Annotated in this window: 19 protein-coding genes; 13 read left to right on the top strand and 6 right to left on the bottom strand. The window is 36.1% G+C overall.

The annotated features are described in order from the left end of the window. Window position 1 precedes the first annotated feature (1 nt). The 6 genes from ccsA (B9Y84_RS14970) to B9Y84_RS14945 all read left to right on the top strand — a co-directional run bounded on the left by ccsA (B9Y84_RS14970) (window position 2) and on the right by B9Y84_RS14945 (window position 5,758). Window positions 2-667: a cytochrome c biogenesis protein CcsA gene (gene ccsA, locus B9Y84_RS14970; RefSeq protein WP_085518268.1), complete on the top strand. Its 666-nt coding sequence runs from the start codon at window positions 2-4 to the stop codon at window positions 665-667. Next, window positions 654-908, top strand: a complete 255-nt coding sequence (locus B9Y84_RS14965; protein ID WP_085518200.1) for a CcmD family protein — start codon at window positions 654-656, stop codon at window positions 906-908. The genes ccsA (B9Y84_RS14970) and B9Y84_RS14965 overlap by 14 nt, the downstream gene beginning before the upstream one ends. 52 nt (window positions 909-960) lie before the next feature. Further along, window positions 961-1,362, top strand: coding sequence for a cytochrome c maturation protein CcmE domain-containing protein (locus B9Y84_RS14960; RefSeq protein WP_085518199.1), 402 nt, complete (start codon window positions 961-963; stop codon window positions 1,360-1,362). Window positions 1,363-1,377: 15 nt separating this feature from the next. Then, window positions 1,378-3,909 (top strand): cytochrome c biogenesis protein CcsA, encoded by a 2,532-nt coding sequence (gene ccsA, locus B9Y84_RS14955; RefSeq protein WP_085518198.1) that lies wholly within the window; start codon window positions 1,378-1,380, stop codon window positions 3,907-3,909. Then, window positions 3,906-4,694: a Rossmann-like and DUF2520 domain-containing protein gene (locus B9Y84_RS14950; RefSeq protein ID WP_085518197.1), complete on the top strand. Its 789-nt coding sequence runs from the start codon at window positions 3,906-3,908 to the stop codon at window positions 4,692-4,694. The genes ccsA (B9Y84_RS14955) and B9Y84_RS14950 overlap by 4 nt, the downstream gene beginning before the upstream one ends. 209 nt (window positions 4,695-4,903) lie before the next feature. Next, on the top strand, window positions 4,904-5,758 hold the full coding sequence (locus B9Y84_RS14945; RefSeq protein ID WP_245830871.1) for a geranylgeranylglycerol-phosphate geranylgeranyltransferase: 855 nt from the start codon (window positions 4,904-4,906) through the stop codon (window positions 5,756-5,758). An 81-nt stretch (window positions 5,759-5,839) separates the two neighbouring features. Here B9Y84_RS14945 and B9Y84_RS14940 read toward each other — a convergent pair whose 3' ends face one another. Beyond that, entirely contained in the window at window positions 5,840-6,835 is a 996-nt protein-coding gene (locus B9Y84_RS14940; protein ID WP_085518196.1) for a M28 family peptidase, read from the bottom strand. A gap of 361 nt (window positions 6,836-7,196) precedes the next feature. Here B9Y84_RS14940 and B9Y84_RS20940 point away from each other — a divergent pair, with 361 nt between their 5' ends. Next, complete coding sequence (locus B9Y84_RS20940) at window positions 7,197-7,331, top strand: hypothetical protein (protein WP_262494123.1); 135 nt, start codon at window positions 7,197-7,199, stop codon at window positions 7,329-7,331. A 76-nt stretch (window positions 7,332-7,407) separates the two neighbouring features. Here B9Y84_RS20940 and B9Y84_RS14935 read toward each other — a convergent pair whose 3' ends face one another. From B9Y84_RS14935 to B9Y84_RS14925, 3 genes are all read right to left on the bottom strand, one after another. Beyond that, entirely contained in the window at window positions 7,408-7,869 is a 462-nt protein-coding gene (locus B9Y84_RS14935; RefSeq protein ID WP_085518195.1) for a MaoC family dehydratase, read from the bottom strand. A 144-nt stretch (window positions 7,870-8,013) separates the two neighbouring features. Then, window positions 8,014-8,736, bottom strand: coding sequence for an SIMPL domain-containing protein (locus B9Y84_RS14930; RefSeq protein ID WP_085518194.1), 723 nt, complete (start codon window positions 8,734-8,736; stop codon window positions 8,014-8,016). Window positions 8,737-8,873: 137 nt separating this feature from the next. Further along, window positions 8,874-9,878, bottom strand: coding sequence for a hypothetical protein (locus tag B9Y84_RS14925; protein ID WP_085518193.1), 1,005 nt, complete (start codon window positions 9,876-9,878; stop codon window positions 8,874-8,876). 119 nt (window positions 9,879-9,997) lie between these two features. On the opposite strand from B9Y84_RS14925, the gene B9Y84_RS14920 reads away from it, so the two are divergent. The 6 genes from B9Y84_RS14920 to B9Y84_RS14895 all read left to right on the top strand — a co-directional run bounded on the left by B9Y84_RS14920 (window position 9,998) and on the right by B9Y84_RS14895 (window position 17,573). Continuing rightward, the gene (locus B9Y84_RS14920) at window positions 9,998-10,924 is read left to right on the top strand and encodes a M20/M25/M40 family metallo-hydrolase (protein ID WP_085518192.1); all 927 of its coding nucleotides are present in this window, start codon (window positions 9,998-10,000) and stop codon (window positions 10,922-10,924) included. Window positions 10,925-10,991: 67 nt separating this feature from the next. Then, a complete protein-coding gene (locus B9Y84_RS14915; protein WP_085518191.1) occupies window positions 10,992-12,779 on the top strand; it encodes a glycoside hydrolase family 15 protein in 1,788 nt (595 codons plus the stop codon). A 93-nt stretch (window positions 12,780-12,872) separates the two neighbouring features. Further along, window positions 12,873-13,562, top strand: a complete 690-nt coding sequence (locus tag B9Y84_RS14910) for a zinc-dependent peptidase (protein ID WP_085518266.1) — start codon at window positions 12,873-12,875, stop codon at window positions 13,560-13,562. 253 nt (window positions 13,563-13,815) lie between these two features. Beyond that, window positions 13,816-14,844 (top strand): carboxypeptidase-like regulatory domain-containing protein, encoded by a 1,029-nt coding sequence (locus B9Y84_RS14905; RefSeq protein ID WP_085518190.1) that lies wholly within the window; start codon window positions 13,816-13,818, stop codon window positions 14,842-14,844. Between the two features lie 218 nt (window positions 14,845-15,062). Next, window positions 15,063-15,743 (top strand): tetratricopeptide repeat protein, encoded by a 681-nt coding sequence (locus tag B9Y84_RS14900; RefSeq protein ID WP_085518189.1) that lies wholly within the window; start codon window positions 15,063-15,065, stop codon window positions 15,741-15,743. A 348-nt stretch (window positions 15,744-16,091) separates the two neighbouring features. After that, window positions 16,092-17,573, top strand: a complete 1,482-nt coding sequence (locus B9Y84_RS14895) for an aminotransferase class V-fold PLP-dependent enzyme (RefSeq protein WP_085518188.1) — start codon at window positions 16,092-16,094, stop codon at window positions 17,571-17,573. 63 nt (window positions 17,574-17,636) lie between these two features. On the opposite strand, the gene B9Y84_RS14890 is transcribed toward B9Y84_RS14895, so the two are convergent. Beyond that, the gene (locus B9Y84_RS14890; RefSeq protein WP_085518187.1) at window positions 17,637-18,236 is read right to left on the bottom strand and encodes a lipoprotein signal peptidase; all 600 of its coding nucleotides are present in this window, start codon (window positions 18,234-18,236) and stop codon (window positions 17,637-17,639) included. 2 nt (window positions 18,237-18,238) lie between these two features. Continuing rightward, on the bottom strand, window positions 18,239-21,601 hold the full coding sequence (gene ileS, locus B9Y84_RS14885; protein WP_085518186.1) for an isoleucine--tRNA ligase: 3,363 nt from the start codon (window positions 21,599-21,601) through the stop codon (window positions 18,239-18,241). Between the last annotated feature and the right edge of the window lie 2 nt (window positions 21,602-21,603).

Raw genomic sequence — 21,603 nt, 5'->3', positions numbered from 1 at the left:
AATGAGAAAGACTTGGTGGAAAATTATAGGAGTTGGGCTGGTGTTTTACACACTAATTGCGGGCTTATTGATGGAAGCTCCTAGATTGGCTATTTTAAATGAAACCATCCGCGCTATGCACTTTCATGTGCCAATGTGGTTCGGTATGGTTATAATGCTGACCGCTTCAGTAATTTTTTCTATCCGCTACTTAAGAACAGGCAATCTCAAATATGATATTTATGCCATTGAACTGGTCAATACTTCCATCCTGTTTGGGATTTTAGGATTAGCCACGGGCATGATATGGGCGAATTACACTTGGGGAGCGCCTTGGAGTGGAGATCCTAAGCAAAATGCCTCGGCCATCGGGATGTTAATTTATTTTGCCTACATCTTATTGAGAAATTCAATTACAGATCCACAGCAAAAAGCAAAAATCGGAGGAGTTTACAATATCTTCGCTTACGCCACCTTGATTCCTCTATTATTTATTTTACCAAGGCTTACAGATTCTTTACATCCTGGAAATGGTGGTAACCCAGGCTTTAATGCGTATGAATTAGATGGTAGATTAAGAATGGTTTTTTATCCTGCCGTTATAGGTTGGACACTATTGGGCGTTTGGCTAACGGAATTAAGAATTAGATTGTCATTTATTAAATCAAAAATTGATGAAGAAGATTAAATATTTTATTGTTTTCTCCCTGTTGCTGATGAGTTTAGGGCTTTCGGCTCAAAAAACTGAAATTGTAGAAGAAGACTATGGCAATAGCCAGATAGAGATGGCTGATGGAATGAGAGCGGACGGGAAAATCTATGTGTTGGTAGCCGTTATCGTAACGCTTTTTGCAGGACTTATGATTTATGCTATTATGACTGAGCGAAAAGTAAAAAAATTAGAAAAATCCTTAAAAGAGAGAGAGTAAAGAATTTTTTGGGTAGTACCTTTGTTCCAATCGGAGAATAAAATTAATACAAATGAAAAAGTCCTATATTTTTGGTATAATCGTAATAGCCGCTGCTATTATGATGATTGTTTCCACTGCAGGTGATGCCAGTTCCTATGTTTCTTTCAAAGATGCCCACGATATGGCATTAGATGGAAATGAAACAAAAATTCATGTAGTCGGTGAATTGAAAAAAAGTCCTGAAGGCGAAATAATTGGATTGAATCCTTCTGATGATAAACTTTCTTTCACTTTCATGATGGTAGATGAAAATGGAATGGAACAAGAAGTTTTTTACAATGAGCCTATGCCTGCAGATTTCAAACGCTCTGAGCAAGTCGTGGTAATTGGTTCATTCCAAAAAGCAACATTTATTGCCGATAAAATTTTAATGAAGTGCCCGTCAAAATATCAAGAAGAAACTGTTATTTAATTTGATTTCGAAAATATGATACATACTGCAATAGGTGACATTGGTCACCTTTTTGTTATTATAAGCTTTGTAGCTGCCCTCATTTCTATTTTTAATTTCTACAAAGCAGAAAAAAGCCCATTGCCTGAAATGCAAAAAGGCTGGATGAAAAATGGGCAAATTACTTATGTTGTTCATGGCTTAGCGGTTTTCGGCATTGTCATTACGCTATTCACCATCATTTCTAATCACTATTATGAATATTTCTATGCGTGGAGCCATTCTTCAAAGGTGCTTCCAGTAGAATACATAATTTCATCGTTCTGGGAAGGACAAGAAGGTAGTTTCTTGCTTTGGTCATTCTGGAATGTACTTTTAGGGTTTGTCATATTATTGACCAATAAAAAATGGGCACCCTCCGTGATGGTGAGTTTTTCAGTAGTACAGGCTTTTCTTGCTTCCATGATTTTGGGAGTAGTCATAGGCGATTTGAAAATTGGTAGTTCTCCATTCATCTTATTGAGAGACGCAATGGATGCGCCTATATTTAATATCAATCCAAATTATGTCCCAGAAGACGGTACGGGTTTAAATCCATTACTGCAAAATTATTGGATGGTGATTCATCCCCCTGTTTTATTCTTGGGTTATGCTACTACTTTAATTCCATTCGCTTATGCTATTGGGGGATTATGGAAAAAGGATTTCATAGGATGGGTTCGCCCTGCATTGCCTTGGGCACTGTTCTCTGCTGCTATTTTAGGGGTTGGAATTTTAATGGGGGGCTATTGGGCTTACGAAACCTTGAACTTTGAAGGATTTTGGAATTGGGATCCAGTTGAAAATGCCTCTTTAGTGCCTTGGTTGGTTTTAGTAGCCAGTATTCACACCATGATCACTTACAAGAAAAGTGAAACGGCTTTGAAAGCTTCCATTATTTTGGTTCTTTCAGTTTTCTTGATGGTATTATATGCCACCTTCATGGTAAGAAGTGGCGTTTTAGGTGAATCCTCTGTTCATTCTTTTACTGATTTAGGACTTTCGGGTCAGTTACTTCTTTACTTATTAAGCTTTTTAATTATATCAATTGTTTTGGCTGTAGTACGCTGGAAACATATCCCATCAACTGAAAAAGAAGTTTCTACCTATTCTAGAGAGTTTTGGATTTTTATGGGAGCTACTTTACTGTGCTTAATGGGCTTTCAAATATTGTTACCCACCTCAATTCCAGTTTACAATTCCATTATTCAGTCCTTTGGGGGCATTTCAAATCTAGCTCCTCCAGCTGACCAGGTTGAATTTTATACTAAATGGCAGATGTGGTTTGCCATGGGCTTAGCAATCTTGTCTGGAACAGGTCAATTTTTCTGGTGGCAGAAAATGAAGAAATCAGAAGTGAAAGACTCTCTTTTGATGCCAATTTTGATCACTCTTGCCATTTCTGCATTAATAATTGTTATGGCTGGAATGACCAATATTCCATATATATTATTAGTGATTGCTTCTATATATACTATTACTGCAAATGCTAAAATATTCTTTAAGATTGTAAAAAGTAATTATAAGCTTTCGGGTGGAGCTATTGCCCATATGGGTTTAGGTATGATGCTATTGGGAATTTTATTTTCCACAGGTTACTCCAGAACTATTTCCGTTAACGATACCGGTTTATTATTGACTAATTCTGAGGAAGTCGAAGATAACTTTAATCAAGAGAATATTCCACTGTTCATAAATGATCCCCAAACAATGGGTGAATATACTTTGACTTATAAGGGTCGTTTTTTTGAAACTTATGATGGTGGATATGTAAAAGCATCTTATTTGGAGAACACTTCAAATGAAAACGATAAAATAGTCAAAAGAGAAATTACAAGAGAAGATGAGAGCTTGAAAAAGGGAGATACCTTGAAAGTATACGGAGCTAATCATTATTACAAAGTGGATTATCTTCATGCTGATGGAGAAAAGTTTTCACTTTTCCCACGAGCACAAATCAATGCCGATATGGGTGGTTTGATTTCTTCGCCTGATATCAGAAGGAAGTTTACCAAAGATTTATATACGCACGTTTCTTCAGTTCCTGATCCAACACAAGAGATTGAATGGTCGGAAGCCAAAAAAATGGACGTCACTTTTGGAGAGAAATTCTTCCTAAATGATTTTGTTACCGTTTTAGAGGAAGTTAAAAGAGTAGATGAAATAGAAGGGGAGAAACTAAAAGGAGATGACCTTGCGGTTAGGGCTACCATCAAAGTTTATGGAGATGGTGAAGATTATATCTTGAATCCCTATTATTTGATTAGAGATAATATGGCAGGTCGAATGCCGGATGAAAACAGAGAGATTGGTATAAAGCTCAATATTGAAAACATCAAGCCAGAATCCAATACATTTACACTTTCTGTCCGAACCACTCAAAAGGATTATGTAATTCTCAAAGCACTCGAAAAGCCGTTTATTAATTTGCTATGGATTGGTACTTTAGTGCTGACCATAGGTTTTGGAATGGCCATTTTCAGACGGTATTCAGAGTTTTATAAAATGAAGCGAAAAGGCTTGGAGTGAAAAATGTAGCATACCATATCAGTTTCATAGGAGCAGGTAATGTTGCATGGCATTTGGCAGCGGCTCTTGAAAATGTTGGCCATTTTGTAAAAGAGGTGTACTCTCCGGACGGAAAATCTGCAAAGAAACTAGTCGGAAACTTATATGATGCTTCGGTAAAAACTGATTTAAATTTCACAGACAGTCCTTCGCAAATTTTCATTTTAGCAGTGCCTGACGATACGATTAAAAGTATTGCTCATGAGATTGCTTTACCTGAACAGAGTTTGATGGTGCATACTTCTGGTAGCAAAGGCTTAGATGCTTTGGAATTTTCTACAGCAGCCGCTACAGGCGTTTTCTATCCTTTACAAACATTCTCTAAAAGCAAAACGCTAGATTTTCAGCATCTTCCTTTTTTATTGGAGAGTGAGAATAAAGAAGCGCTAAAGATTTTGAATAATCTTGCAAAGTCTTTGAGTAAAAATACTCAGATAGTTTCTACCGTACAAAGGAAACAAATGCATTTGGCGGCAGTATTTGCCTGTAACTTTACAAACCACATGATGAGTATTTCAGAGAAAATCATGAACAATGCTAAGCTGGATTTTTCATTATTACATCCATTGGTTTTAGAAACCATTGATAAAGCGCTGAAGCATTCCCCTAAATCTGTGCAAACTGGACCAGCCAAAAGAGGTGATTTAGAAACATTAGATAAGCATATGGAAATGCTGCAAAATGACGAAGCCGCACAGGAAATGTATAGATTAATTAGTCAAAGTATATTAGACAACCAAGAGTAGTTGATCTCAAGATTAAAGCAGTACTTATTACAAGAGCAATGAAGAGTACTTTTTAGGAATCAACTAGAAGTTATCGGTGTTAAAAGTTTTTTGCTTTCTCCCAAAGGTGTTGTTGATAAATTATATTATTCAAAAAATAATACAGCCCCTATTAGGACAAAAGCAATTGATTACTGAAATTTAAACGATCAATCATTTGAAACCACATAATGACACAGCAGTTGCCAAAAAACTTTTCATTTCCAGGTTTTGTAAAGCTGATTCGTGTTCAAAACCTCTTGATTATAGTGCTGACTCAATATCTTACCGCACTGTATCTGCTAGAAGGTATTGGTATTCTCAATTTGGAGCTTTTTTTACTTAGTTTAAGTACGGTTTTTTTAGCTGCAGCTGGCTACATCATCAACGATTACTACGATGTAAAAATAGATTACATCAATAAACCAGAGAAAGTAATAGTGGGAAAGGTAATCAAGCGTAGAGTGGTTCTGTTCTGGCATACTTTTTTGAATTTCGCGGCTATTATTATTGGTGCCTTTTTAGATTGGAAGATAGGTGCTATTCACTTTGCATCGGCTTTTATGCTATGGTTGTATTCCAATCAATTGAAAAGGCTCCCTTTCGTAGGAAACTTTATAGTCGCTGTTTTAACAGGTCTCTCCATTTCAATTATTTCACTGTATTTTGGTCAAAAACCTGTGTTAGTGCATACTTTCGGCCTTTTTGCTTTTGCCATAAGCCTTATTAGGGAAATAATTAAAGACATGGAAGATTGGAAAGGAGATGCCGATTTTGGATGTAAAACCCTTCCTATTATTTGGGGGATTCGCAAAACTAAATTGGTTTTGTATGTTCTTATATCACTTTTTTATTTCCTGATCTTCTATATGACACAGTTCTTGGAAAACGATATTTTATACTTCTATTTCTCTGGCTTAACTCTTTTTGTAATCTATTTTATTCATAAGTTAAGTCAAGCGGACACGATAAAGCACTATCATTTTCTAAGCAATTTTTGCAAAGTCATTATGCTGAGCGGCATATTGAGCATGTTGTTTTTTTAGGAAGTGGTGGGCTGAAAGTCAGTGCGGACTACTAGATCACGCAATCAGTCTTAAATCTACTAAAACTTGATTTTATATTTTTCATTGCTCTTCATAAATGACTTGCAATAACGTTTGGCCCACTGCTTTTAAGGTTTCCTGCGAAATGATGTCCATATTGTCTTTATGAGTATGATGGAAATCAGGAAAGAAATCCCCTGAAGTTGGCTCATGGGCAATGATATCAATCATGGGGATTTTGCCAAATTCATTTACAAAATAGTGATCATCCGTGATGGAAGCCACATTATTATTGATGAAATACCTCCCATATCCAATTTGATCTGCAGTATTCCAAACTTTTTCCACAATGCTTGGGGCATATTTCATGGAATAGCCTTCCTTATGAAACTGAGCATTAACACCACCTACCATGTCCAGTAAAATGCCATAGTATGCCGAATATCCTGGGATATGCTTGTTTTGACTCCAGTATTGAGAGCCTAAACACCACCATGTTTTGGAAGGATCTCTTCCTGATAAGCCTTGTGGCTCGCCATTATCTTCACCATCGAAAAATATGATGTCTATTCCTACATTAGGCTTATGTTCTGCATTTTGAATAGCCTTAACAACTTCTAATATTACACCAACTCCACTTGCGCCATCATTTGCACCATCAATTGGCTCGTCTTTTCTTTCAGTATCTTTGTCAGCGATTTTTCTTGTATCCCAATGCGCTGCCAATAGGATTCTTTTCGTTTTTTCAGGCTGAATGGAACCAATTATATTCGTTAAGTTCCAGACTTCACCATCATAAGTATCTGCTTCAAATTTCTGAGTCTTAACATTGGCTCCAAAAGTTTCCAATTGGCTTATAAGGTATTGCGCTGTCTTTGAATGTGGGTCGGTATTCGGTACTCTCGGACCAAAATCTACTTGGGTTTGAACAAACTGATAAGCGATAGCACCGCTAAAAGAGGGAACTTGTAAATCTTTCTTTTCAGTTTCTTCAGATAATTCATTTTTCTTTTCTTTTGAAGAATCACAAGAAATGGTCAAAAGGACAATAAATAAGATCGAAATGAAGTTTTTCATAGAGAGAATTTTTTCAAAAATACGTATTAAGAAAGATTTGGCTTAAAAAATTATGTTAAAAAATGAATTTAGTCTTTATTCAACAATTATGTAACATAGGTTTTGATGTATTATTTTACGCACAAATGTAAACTTTATTCGTGCAGCGACACTAAAAAACTTAAACTTACAAGAGTCAAGAAAAGATAAGTCTTTTTAATCTTAAGATATAGAAGCTTTAATGCTAAAATATGGTCATTTATCGATTATCTTTCCCAGCGGACATAATAAAAGCTAAGAAGTAACAAATGACTCTATCCGTATTTTTTATCAAAAAATATCAACCTAAATTTGTAACATCATTTAATAAAAAAAGGAACCCATGAAAAAATCTATAAAATTATTCGCAGCAATATCTGGTTTAATACTTTTTGCTTCAGCTTGTGCTCAAAGAACCTGTCCTACATATTCTCAACATGAAGTAGAAAAAGACAGCAACATTGAAGCTACTGCCTAATTTTATCTCCAAAAAGCCTTTCTATAATTTGGGCATTTTATCCCATTTTATTCTGAAAATTTGAGATTAAATTCGATTAGTTAAAATGATATAAGAATATGAGCGATGCTGTGTATGCATGTTTTCTCTCATCTTTTATTTCCATAACGATATCAATTTGAGCTTTGCTCACACCTCTCAAATCCACTATTGAATTTAAACTCGCTTTCAACCTGACTGATGAGCCAACTTTCACTGCCTGATTAAATTTCATTTTTTCTATTCCATAGTTAATCATCATTTTTAGATTCTTAACATTTGCAATCTGCTCCCATAAATAGGGCGCTAAAGACAGTGTTAAATATCCATGTGCTATAGTTCCTCCAAATGGACTCTTAGCGGCTCTTTCTTCATCCAAATGAATCCACTGGTGATCGAGTGTGGCATCTGCAAATTGATTAACTTGTTTTTGGTCAATGGTGTGCCAATTGGAAACGCCTAATTCTTGTCCTTCATAGGCTTTGAAGTCTTCATAGCTATTAATTTCTAGTGGTTGCATAGTAAAAATTTTTTATACGGATTATAAAGTTTTAAGACTCAAAGCAAATTCATTGTTTGCTTTTAAGTATTGAACTTAATCTAAGCCATAATTAGCTAATAGGCTTTAGTTAAATCAAATGCAATATATAAGCTTAATTACAAATTATTGAATCAAAAAGACAATATGTATCTCTGCTTCTAATTTGATGTTCTTAAAGTCTAAGTCTGATTCCACTGCCATACTTTCACTATCAGATGCTGACATCATTCTATTATTCTGATAAGACTTGTAATAGATGGGCTGATATTTTTGTTGATTTTCAGAAACCTCCAAGACTTTACCAACTTGCTCAGCTAAGGGCTTTAATAGAGCCTCTGCTTTAGCTTTTGCATTTTTCACAGCCTCAACTTGCAGTTCTTGATTAAGTTCTTGCAAACGTGAATGAGTGTATTGGCTCACTCTTGCATATTCAATGGCCTTTGGGTCAAGCTTTTCGAGTATAGAATTTAACTTTTTTGCACCTGGCAACTTTAATTGAAATTGCTTTCTTGCCATAAAATCCTTATTTTCAGTCTTTTTGTTCCAGCTATAGTTGTAGCCGAAGACGTTTTCAACCGTCAGAATATCCTTATCAAAGCCAGCTTTTTCAACTGCGCGCACCAATTGATTTTCCAATTCACTCATTTGAAACTTACTACCGTTTTTCAGTTGGTACTCTTTTAAAGAAATAGTAAAATAAATAATATCAGGTTCAATTTCTTTTTCTGCAAAACCGCTTACAGAAATAGTTCTTAGGTTTTTAGTTTCTGATCTGTCTTGAGCACGTATTTGTGGAGAAATAGAAATTAATAAAATTGTAGTAAAAAATACACTCAGCTTTTTCATATCGAATAATGTTTAAGTTTTTTAATAGTAGTTGAAGCGTTATCAAATCTCATACCTAAGTTTTTTATTTCCAATAGGTGACTTAAAAGCAGTTTATTAATGACGAAGAACTAAAAAGATCTCTTCCCATTACAACACTACCTTTCTAATTGAGCTTTGAGGTTTTCAATATGGTTAATTAGGGCTTCTTGCCATGTTTTTCCAGCATCCCAAGTATTACCTAGGTATATATCTTTGGTATAGAGCTGTTGCACATAGTATTTATGCACATGCTCGCCTATTCGGTACTTCATTACTCTTTCATTTTTCCCTTTCCTCACTGATATTAATAAAGTCTCTCGTTCTGATAGGTCATACCCCAGCATTCTTCGAAGACTTTCACCATTGTTTTGTAGTTTTTTAAGTACCATCAAATAGCCTTGGCTAATCATCTCTTCTGTTGTCATATCAGGATCAATCAATCCGAATTTGAACGGATAATGTTGTTTCATGATGGAGTCCAGTTCAGCATTTGCTTTATCTATATCCATATCAAGCATTATATTATCTGTAAATTTGGGCACTGCCAGCTTATCAATTCTGATATCAGGGTTAAAACTGGCAACTCTTCTAGATTTGATCACATTTGTACGCTTGAAAGTTTCCGGGACATCAATTATTAAGAAGTTTTCCCTTTCTAAATCTGACTTATTAACCCTTATTTGCAAATCAGCCCCTAATTTTTCCAGTGATTTTGCATCTAAGAAGAAAGCTTGCATATTTTTTTGGAAAAACCCACCTTCTGGGGGAATCTTGGTAGCATACAATTCAAAACCTGAATTAGTTTGATGGATAATAAGCATGTTCTCAATGCTCCTTTGAGTGATATCCGAATAGAAAGCAGTTGTGGCATCTTCACCAGACATAATATCTGATAAAGCATAGTATGCCACAGCATCCACCCCTATTTCAATAAAACTATTATGGATTTTTTGAGCTTCTTTATCCCACTCTAAAGAATTGACATTCATGAAAACTACGGCACGTCTCTTCAGTAGATCTTCTGGCAGCTGATTGCTCTTGTTTAAAAACGGGAAAGCTTCTTGAGAATAAGCACTCAAGGAAGAAAAAATCAATAATAATGAAAATATAAAATGTCGCATAAAACTAAATTCGCAGAAAAATTAAAGATTTTTGCATAATCAGCTGAATCTTAACGTCATTATCTATAAATTTATTCTTTATCATTTAGAATGAAAAATATAAAAGAACCCGTATCCTGATGAAGCCAATCCGATTGTACCTTATAATTATTAGTCTGCTCTTTGTTCAGCATGGTTTTGCACAAGAGGATTCCGTTTCAGCGTTCCCTGACTCTGCCAAGGTAATGAATGATTTGTATTTTTTAGCATCTGATTCTTTGGAAGGAAGAAAAACGAATACAGAAGGGAATGATATAGCTAGAAGATTTATTATTCAAAGGTTGCAAAAACTAGGCGTTTCTGCCTATGTACAAGATTATACGCAGTCTTTTACATTTGGTAAAGACAGTATTCCAGCGGTAAATATTTTGGGTTTTGTAGAAGGGTTTTCAGGGAAGAATTTTATTGTGATTTCTGCACACTATGATCACGTAGGCATGAAAAATAGCACAGAAATATTTAATGGAGCGGATGATAATGCAAGCGGAGTGGCCTCACTTTTAGCCTTAGCTGAATATTTCAGGGAAAACCAGCCAGAAAACAATCTCTTATTTGCTTTTTTTGATGCTGAAGAGATGGGCTTGCAAGGTGCGAAATTTTTTATGCAATCAGTGGTAATGGATACCAGTAGAATCAAGATGAATGTCAATCTGGACATGGTTAGCCGAGGCGATAAAAATGAGTTATATGCTGTGGGAACATATTTTACTCCTTTCCTAAAGCCACTGATTAAGGAAGCAGCCAAGGATAAGGGCATCGAGTTATTATTTGGAAGAGACGAGCCTAAGAAAAAACCCAACTGGGTTACTGCATCAGATCATGCTCCTTTCCACAAAGCACAAATACCTTTTATTTATTTTGGAGTGGATGACCACCCCGATTATCATAAAATTACAGATACTGCTGATAAAATAAATCCTGTTTTCTATTTAGAAGCCATTCGACTCATTAAAGATGCGATTGAAAATTTCGATGCTAATTTGGGCGAAATTGTTTATGGCAAATGATATTTTAAGGCACCATATTTTCCCTTTAGAATATTTTAAAAAATTATAGACTTTAAGAAATAAGAATATGCAAGATAGACATACTTACGACCTTGGAATGATTGGCAATTGCGCCTATTTAGCATTAATTGGAAAAGACACCGATATTAAATGGATGTGCATGCCTCGTTTTGATAGCTCTTTTATTTTTGGGAGTTTGATTGGAGGAGAGAAAGGGGGTGAGTTTAGCATCAAACCGACATCAGAAAATTACAAAATTACTCAAGCATATATTCCCAATACCAATGTGCTGGAAACAGTTGTGGAAACGGATGAGTTTGCTTACAAGATTACGGACTGCGCTCCGAGATTTCGTCAATTTGACCGCTATTATCGCCCTCAAATGCTGATTAGAAAAATCGAGCCTCTAAGAGGTCTGCCACAATTGAGAGTGGTTTGTAATCCAGTGGGTGATTACGGTCAAAAGAAGTTAACTAGAGAAAGAGGAAGTAGTCACATCCGTTATTTTGGCCTGCCCGAAACATTGAGACTAACGACTAATATTCCGATTAATATGTTGATGGACAGCAGTCCTTTTGTGCTAACCAAAACACGTTATATGGTGATGACTTATGGCGCTCCTTTGGAAGCGGAACTGCAGGAAACGGCTGAAAACTTCATTAATAAAACGGTTTTTTATTGGCAAAACTGGGTAAAATCCACCAGTATTGGCCAGCATTATCAAGAGGAGGTTATACGGTCATCTTTAGCGTTGAAAATTCATCAGTATGAGGATACTGGAGGAATCATTGCGTCTCCTACGATGTCCTTGCCTGAATCACCAGGTAGTACTCGTAATTGGGACTATCGCTATTGTTGGATGCGCGACACTTACTACACATTAACTGCTTTCAATAATATTGGGCACTTTGAGGAAATGGAAAATTACTTTTTGTACCTCACAAATATTCCGATGAGGGGAAAAGAAAGAATTCAGCCACTTTATAATCTGGTTGGTGAAAGCACTATTATTGAAAAAGAGCTAGATCTTCCAGGTTACATGGGCAATCAACCTGTTAGAGTGGGTAATGATGCTTACACACATATTCAAAATGATGTTTATGGGCAAATTTTATTAGCTATCCTCCCGCTGTACACCGATAAGCGATTTGCGAATATGGAAAAGTCCCAGTCGGGTTATTTGTTGAAAACTATTTTGGACAAGATTGAATTTACTATGGATGAAGCGGATGCAGGTTTATGGGAATTCAGAAATTTGAAGCAAAAGCATGCATACACTCACCTTTTTCAATGGGCTGGTAGCCATGCTGCTATGAAGATAGCAAAAGAAATTGGAGAGATTGAATTGGGCAGAAAAGCAGAAAAGTTATTAAAGCAAGCTGCTGCTCACTTAGAAAAATGTTATGCTCCTAGCAGAAAGGCGTATGCACAAGCAGAAGGAGTGGAAAGAATGGATGCCAGTACTTTACAGCTGATTATGATGAATTACATGCCTCACAATAGTCAAAAAGCCAAAGATCATTTGAAGGCTTTGGAAGAAGACTTGAAGGTAGGGAAAGGCCTATTCTACCGTTATAAGCATGCTGATGATTTTGGAGAGCCCGAAACTACATTCTTGATATGTGCATTTTGGTATGCTGAAGCGCTTGCTTGTGTAGGTAGAACTGAGGAAGCCATGGAAGCTTTTGAAGAGGTTATTGGCTATTCAAATCATGTTGGATTACTAAGTGAGGATGTAAAATCTTCGGATGGCTCTATGTGGGGGAATTTTCCGCAAGCGTACAGTCATGTAGGCTTAGTAAATGCTGCTTATAGAATTAATAATAAGTTGGATAAGCCTGACTTTTTGCCGTAAATCTTGGGAGAAATAATAGCCATAGGTTCACTTTTGCTCCTTGCTTTTATGATCTTCAAGAATGTTTTTCTTCCTATTCTAAACTACTTTAGAATGATAGGTGGAAAACGCCTTAGTCAAGAGCAAATACGAAAGTTAAAGAAGTATTCCCCATATTTTCGGAACCTCAAACTAAAACATCAGCAAGAGTTTATGAAACGCGTGGGGCAGTTCATTAAGGCCAAAACCTTTATTCCAAGAAACATGGAAGAAGTTACAGAGGAGATGAAAGTCCTTGTGGCGGCACTGTCAGTGCAATTAACATTTGGTCTCCCTCGAATTTACTTGTCACATTTTGAAAAAATTTTGATATATCCGGATAGCTACTATTCCACTATTAACAATCAATATCATAAAGGAGAGGTGAATCCACGATTTGGAATCATTGCTTTGTCGTGGCGAAACTTAGTAGAAGGTATTGCTTATGAAAGTGATGGTATTAACTTAGGCTTGCATGAATTAGCACATGCTATCCACCTGGAAAATAGAATTAAAAATGCTGAATACGGCTTTTTAGATAATAAAGTATGGTTAGATTATTCTGATTTAGCAGCTTACGAAATGACTAAAATAGAGAATGGAGAATCTTCTTTTTTTCGTAATGCTGCTGCAATTGACCATTATGAGTTTTTTGCTGTGCTAATCGAAAACTTCTTTGAAAAGCCTAAGCAATTAAAAAACTATAGTTCGCATTTGTATGAATGCACCACATTCTTATTGAAACAGGATCCGTTAAAGTTATAACTTCAAGTATAAATTTAATGTCTAGGAAATAAATTAAACCTAGGAAGGTAGCACAAACAGGATGGCCCCGGACAATTGGAATAATCATTCTGTTTTGTTACTCCTTCAATCTTTTTTTGGCTGCAAGCTAATTTTATGGTAGTACGTTTAGATAAGAAATACGTCAGTCCAACCTTTGGTTTTTATATGGAACTGGCATTATTATTGATCGCTATGTTTTCTTTTTAATGCATTCTTCCCAGTAGCTAATATCATGACTAAAAAATCGCTGATTTTACTTTTTTTCTCTACAATATTTTTACCGTCTTCACTTCTCTCGCAAGAAATTTCCGGAAGAGTTCTGAATATTGAAGGCGATCCGTTAATAGGGGCATCAGTATATTTTGATGGAACCACTATCGGTGATGTAACTGATGCAAAGGGTTCTTTTAGCTTTGAAGTAAAAGCTGAAATCAATGCTATTTTGATCGTAAGTTATGTTGGATATAAAACACGCTATCTGGAAAGTCCTTCAACTGGTAAACCCTACTTATTCAAGTTAGAAGAAGATGTATCAGTCATGGGGGAAGTTGTTGTTTTTAATAATCCCTTTTCACGAAAGCAGCTTTTGAAGGCTTTTAAGGAGCAGTTTATAGGAAACAAGAGACTTCAGAAGAAATGTATTATAAAGAATGAGGAAGACATTAGGTTTAAATATGACCCTAAGTCGTTAACTTTTTCGGCTATTTCAGACAAAGCACTAGAAATCGAAAACTATTATTTGGGTTATGATATTACCTACAACCTTATCAAATTTGAAGTGCAATATAGAGACTTTTCATTGATGGAAACTCTCATTAAATCGAGTGTATTTTCCGGAACTACTCAATTTAAATCAATGAAATCGACTGAAGAGATTGAGGAGAGAAGACACGAAGCTTATCAAAATTCTTCTTTATCTTTTTTCAGAGCATTAAAAACTGGTCGGTTAGAGCAAAATGGATTTCATCTTTATTATAAAGGTTACCGCACAAGCGAAGACAGTCTTATGGATTTCCAACTCGTGGGACCGTTGATGGAAGTTACGGTAAAACAGCAAAAGAGAGGGTTCAATCCTAAAGAATATGTGGGGGGCTTCGATATTCTTTATAAGGGTAAGAAAAGATCTTCAATAAGCTTTTACACAACTGATTTTAGGATTGATGCTTACGGATTGTACTCAAACTTCGATAAAATATTGTTTTCTGGAGCAATTTCAGAAAAAAAGATGGCAATGATTTTACCGGCTGACTATAGTCTATAAGTCCTGATTTTCAATTGTTCGTAGCAGTTAGCTTTCCAAAAGCCTACTATAGTTCTATTTGCAATATGTAGAGTCCTAAAGCGAGCTGTCAGGCAAAAGAATTATTAATAGAATTCACTATATATTTTTGATAAGTCATAGGTTTCGTAACTTTGTATTTCAGATACAGAAATATAACTCAGGATATAGAGTCTGAATAAATTTAAGCAGAGATAATAATGGGCACAGCGGAGAACAAGAAAGAGGGAAACAATAATACCTACGAATCACTTAAAACTTTATATTATTCAGGGAAGGTAAAGCCTTCGCTTAACAAGATAATTCCTGCATTAGAAGAGGAACCTAAAAACTTGGATTTAACGCTTTTAGCTTGTCAAGTTCTTGAAAGAGCAAAAGATTTTGATCGTTTAGCCACTTATGCAGATGCATTAATTAAATTATCTCCTGAGACTTCAGATGGCTATTATTACAAAGGTGTGGCACTTCAGTTTGTAAAGGGAAAAGAACAAGAAGCGGTAAAGAACTTCAATACAGCCCTAGAGATAGACCCAGAGAATTTGCTGTGCCTAAAAAGTAAAGCGACTACTCATTTGCTACTTTTCAAAGATTTTGATTTACCTATAAAATTTGCTGATAAGCATAGGGTCAAAGCGGAAACCTGTTTATTGAAGGTGATTGAGTTAGTAGAACAAAAAGAAAACCCTTCTTACAAAGAATATTTTGTTTTAGCGGAGGTAAATATGATGGTAGAGCAGGCGCTAAACGCCAAAATGTATTACCTAAAAGCAGTGAATGAATATGAAGCTGCTGATGAATCAGAGCAGGATAAGAATATCTATAAAGATATCCTTAAGGCTCAAAAAAAATGTATTAAGCAGTTGGAAAAATTCACTGAATAGTATAATTGGTTCAAAAATATTCAAGCTGAATCCAGAGGTTTTTGCGATTTATGATTGATAACAACTAGTATTAAAGTATTCCTGTAGCGCTAGTTTCATTTTGTAATTTTGTTCTCTTGCATCTACTTTTTGTAAAGCTCCGATCGATGATTAAAGTGATCAGTGAAGTTTGGTATTTCAATATATCTGGCTTTTTAAATAAGAGAAAATAAAGAAATAGTTTGCTGTTTTTTAACGAATAGGCATTTCAATCGATTGTGAATGATTTGGAAAAGCCATATCTTGTTCGTTAAGTGAACAAATTGCTAAAAATGCAGTGCATCAGCATTTTGCTTATGTGATAGTAGTATGGAAAAATACTTTTCAAAATACCGCAAAGGAATAATTGGTTATGATAGTGTTATCAATACACCTCTTCATAGTGCTATCCCTCTTGTCTATGCAGATTGGACTGCTAGCGGCCGTTTGTACTTGCCAATCGAAGAAAGAATCCAGCAAAACCTTATGCCTTTCGTTGCTAACACCCATACGGACACCAATTTTACTGGTTCTATGATGACTTTTGCTTACCATAAAGCTCAAGACATAATTAAGTCGCATGTGGGTGCTGGTAAAGATGATATTCTTATCTCTTCAGATTCTGGAATGACCGGGGTTGTCAATAAATTCCAGCGAATATTAGGTTTAAGAATCCATGAATCTTTTAAAAATGCTATTGAAATTGAGGATGTGGATAGACCTGTAATATTCATAACACACATGGAACATCACTCCAATCAAACTAGTTGGATAGAAACCATTGCTGATGTAGTGATTGTTCCGCCAGATGAGGATGGTTTAATTTCCCTAAAGAATTTTAGAGAGAAAATTGAAGAGTATGATCACCGTAAATTGAAAATTGCTGCCATAACTTCTTGCTCAAACGTGACAGGAATAATGACTCCATATACGCAGATTGCAGAGTTAATTCATGAGTACCATGGACTGTGTTTTGTAGATTTTGCTTGCTCTGCACCCTATGTAGAAATTAATATGCATCCTGACTCGTTTGTAAACGGGTACCTTGATGCTATTTATTTCTCTCCTCATAAATTTCTAGGAGGTCCTGGAACAACAGGGATACTCCTCTTCAATAAGCATTTGTATTCAAATGCTGTTCCTGATAATCCAGGCGGTGGGACTGTAGATTGGACGAATCCTTGGGGAGAACATAAATATCTAGAAAATATTGAGGCCAGAGAGGATGGTGGAACTCCGGCTTTTCTTCAAACCATAAAGGCTGCAATGTGCATGCAGTTGAAAGATGAGATGGGAGTTGATAACATTAAAAAAAGAGAGAAAGAAATTATAGATCTCATATGGCCTAAGCTTAAAAGTATTCCTAATCTGCATCTTTTAGCAGCTGATCAAAAAGATAGATTAGGAGTCATTTCTTTCTATATAGATGATCTCCATTACAATTTAGCAGTAAAAATGCTCAATGATAGATATGGAATTCAAACAAGGGGTGGTTGCTCTTGTGCTGGGACGTATGGGCATTATTTACTTCATGTCACGCAAGAAAACTCCAAGAGTATTACTGACAAGATCAATTATGGAGACTATTCTTCCAAACCCGGTTGGATTCGATTATCCATTCATCCTACTCATACCGATTCTGAAATAAATTTTATCCTTAGGGCTATACAGGAATTGGCTGAGAATCATGAAAACTGGAGTAAAGATTACGATTTTGATAAAGTAGCTGGTACTATCACTCATTCAAATAAGGACTCTAGTCTCGAACTGAAAAAAAGCTTAGACAATTTTTTTGATGAAAGCTTTGCCTAACAAAAGTATGTCTACGATATCTATAGCGCTATTGATTTCTATTTAATCTGGTATTATTTACTTTTAGCTTTCGCTGACCTCATTCTTTACCGCCTTGAAGAACTTCTTTTGGAAGACTAAGATCACTGTCACACCACAAAAAATACAAGCATCTGCTACATTGAAGATTGGCCAAAGGGAAATGTAATCTCCTCCCCATAATGGTATCCAATCTGCTACTCTCCCTTCCCAGATGTCAATATAAAACATGTCGACAACTTGCCCATGAAACCATGGGGAAATGGCATTATAAGGGGCATTGTCAAACCAGACGCCATAAAAAATACTGTCAATTAAATTTCCTATAGCTCCTGCTAAAACTGCAGCCATACTCCATAAAACTCCCGGATGGGTCTTCTCTTTTGCTAGTTTATATAGGTAATAAGCAATGAAAAACATAGCTACTAAGCGGAACAAACTTAACCCTAGCTTTCCATATTCAGAACCAAACTGCATTCCGAAAGCCATTCCCGGATTCAGCGTATAGTATAATTTAAACCATTCGCCAAAGACCTCGATTTGACCAGCAATACCCATTTCCATATTAAAATGAACCCAAAGCTTTACAACTTGGTCAAGGGCTATTAAAAAGAATGTCAGTAAAAAATATTTTGTGTACTTCACTGTTATTGGTTTTTCACCACTAATGACAATTCAACAATTAAATCGTCTATTTCTAATGTAGTGGTTTCGGTTAAATTTTCAGCTAAATCTAATGAAACTGCCTGAGTTTCGGAACAAATGTAATCTTTGTTTTGCGAAATGGCTGTATCTACTAAATCATTTCCTTTTTTTACGGCTACTGCGATCTTGTCTTGTACCTCCAAGCCTTTTTCTTTTCTTAGGTTTTGGATGCGGTTAACCAAATCTCTGGCAAAGCCTTCTCTTTTTAAATCATCATCCAAACTAATATCCAGAGCAACAGTAATTCCCGCTTCAGAAGCAACAGACCAGCCTGGAATATCCTGAGAGCTGATTTCCACATCTTCCAAAGTCAGCGTATGATTTTCTCCATCTACTTGTATTTCGAAAGCATTATTTTGCTCAATTTTAGCAATTTCCTCTTGTCCCCATTGATTGATAATTTGGGTAACTGCCTTCATTTTTGGACCAAAATGCTGACCCAATTTACGGAAGTTCGGTTTAACATTTTTCACCAAAACACCAGAAGCATCATCGATATATTCGATAGATTTCACATTCACCTCAGAGATAATTAAATCCTCCACAGCTTCAATTTGCTGACGATTTTTGGCGCTTAGTACTGGTACCAAAATTTTATGAAGTGGTTGTCTCACTTTTATTTTCTGTGCCTTACGGATGCTATGCGTTAAGGAACTGATATGCTGAGCCAAGAACATGCGCTCTTCCAAATCCTTGTCGATAATACTTTCATCCGCTATCGGAAAATCTACCAAGTGAACAGATTCTTCTTTCATTCTTCCGCTTATTGTATTTAAGCTTTGGAATAAATTATCCATGTAAAAGGGTGCAATTGGAGCACTCAATATGGCAATACTCTCCAAACATTCATATAAAGACTGGTAAGCAGCCTTTTTATCTTCATTGTATTCCCCTTTCCAGAATCTTTTACGGTTTAGTCTAACATACCAGTTGCTAACATCATCCTGAACAAAATCCTGAATTAAACGAGCAGTGCGGGTAGGCTCATAATCATCGTAAGCAGCATCTACTGCTTTCTTCAATGAATTGAGTTTGGATAAAATCCAACGGTCACTTTCAGTACGCTTTTCTAAGGGAATGCTTTTATCTTCAAAAGTGAAGCCATCTAAGTTAGCATATAGAGCAAAGAAATTATAGGTGTTCTGCAGTGTGCCAAAGAACTTACGTTGCACTTCTTCTACTCCCTGCAAATTGAATTTCAAATTATCCCATGGATTGGCATTGGCGATCATGTACCAACGCGTGGCATCGGGACCATACTTCTTTAAAGTTTCGAATGGGTTGATGGCATTACCCAATCTTTTGGACATTTTATTGCCCTCTTTATCTAATACTAAACCGTTTGCAATAACATTTTTATAGGCTACCGAGTCAAACAGCATTCCTGAAATAGCATGCAGAGTAAAGAACCAACCACGTGTTTGGTCTACTCCTTCGGCAATAAAGTCAGCAGGATAGTTTTTCTCAAAAGTTTCATTATTCTCAAATGGATAATGCCATTGTGCAAATGGCATAGCGCCAGAATCAAACCAAACATCGATTAGATCCGGTTCACGAAACATTTTTTGACCAGAAGAACTAGTTAGAATTACATCATCCACATAAGGACGATGCAAATCAAAATCCTCTGCCAATTCTTCTTTCATAAAACCTGCTTCCACAGATCTATTTACTTCATTTCTTAACTCCTCCAAAGAACCAATACATATCTGTTCCTTTCGGTCTTCTGTGACCCAAATTGGCAAAGGGGTTCCCCAATATCTCGATCTACTTAAATTCCAGTCTACTAAATTCTCTAGCCAGTTCCCAAATCTACCTTCTCCTGTCGAAGCAGGCTTCCAATTGATGGTTTTGTTCAATTCCACCAATCGATCTTTCATGGCGGTAGTTTTGATGAACCAAGAATCTAATGGATAGTATAATATTGGCTTATCAGTTCTCCAGCAATGAGGGTAACTGTGTTCGTATTTTTCTACTTTAAAAGCTTTATTATCTTCTTTTAATTTGATTGCAATTAAAACATCTGTTGGTTTGAAGTCTGCATCTTTACGTGTTTCATCATCATAATACTCTTCCTTTACAAATTTACCTGCAAAATCTGTTACCTCAGTTACAAATCGTCCCTGCTTGTCAACAAGTGGAACATCTTTACCTTGGTCATCCTTAACCATAACCGCCGGTACATTATTTTGTTGGGCTACTTTGAAATCATCAGCACCAAAAACTGAAGCAGTATGCACAATACCCGTACCGTCTTCTGTGGTTACAAAATCACCCGGGATCACTCTAAATGCGCTCTTTTCTAGGGCATCATTTGTAACATATTTCATCAGCTGCTCATAGCGGCATTCCACTATATCTTTGCCTTTAAAAGTTTGAGCTATTTCGAAAGGAATTAGTTTATCACCTTCCTTATAATCTTTCAATTTCAAATCTTTGGCTTTCGCTTTGAAATGGCTGTTTACCAAATCTTTTGCCATCACCACTGATACTGGCTTAAAAGTATATTGATTGAAAGTTTTCACTTTCACGTAGTCTATCTTTTCCCCTACAGCCAATGCACAGTTGGAAGGTAAAGTCCAAGGTGTTGTAGTCCAAGCGATAAAGCGAACATCCTCATTTTCTTCTTCAAAAAGGAAAGCCGACCTGTCGTCTTTTTTTAACTTAAACTGTGCAGTGATGGACGTATCTTTTACATCACGGTAGCACCCAGGCTGGTTTAACTCATGTGAACTTAAGCCTGTTCCAGCAGCTGGTGAGTAAGGTTGAACGGTGTAGCCTTTATATAATAAGTCTTTATCGTAGAATTTCTTTAGCAAATGCCAAAGGGTTTCCATGTATTTACGATCGAAGGTGATGTACGGATCATCTAAATCAACCCAGTAGCCCATCTTTCGGGTTAAATCATCCCATTCGCCTTTAAATTTCATAACAGCTTTTTTACATCTGTCATTGTACTCAGCCACTGAAATCTTCTTGCCAATATCTTCTTTGGTAATGCCTAATTCCTTTTCCACCTGCAGTTCAACGGGTAAACCATGAGTATCCCATCCACCTTTTCTTTTAACCTGGAAACCTTTCAATGTTTTATACCGACAGAAAATATCCTTTACAGCACGAGCCATTACGTGATGAATGCCCGGAGTACCGTTTGCTGAAGGAGGTCCTTCATAAAAAGTAAAAGTGGGTTTCCCTTCTCGTGTGCTCATCGATTTTTGGAAAATATCATTCTTGTTCCAAAAGTCTAAGACTTCATCTGCCAGCTCGGCATAGTTGAGGTTTTTGTATTCTTTATATTGACCCATTT

It is taken from the genome of Marivirga sericea (assembly GCF_900177665.1).
GTDB lineage: Bacteria > Bacteroidota > Bacteroidia > Cytophagales > Cyclobacteriaceae > Marivirga > Marivirga sericea.
This window is presented reverse-complemented; position numbering and strand designations above follow the sequence as displayed.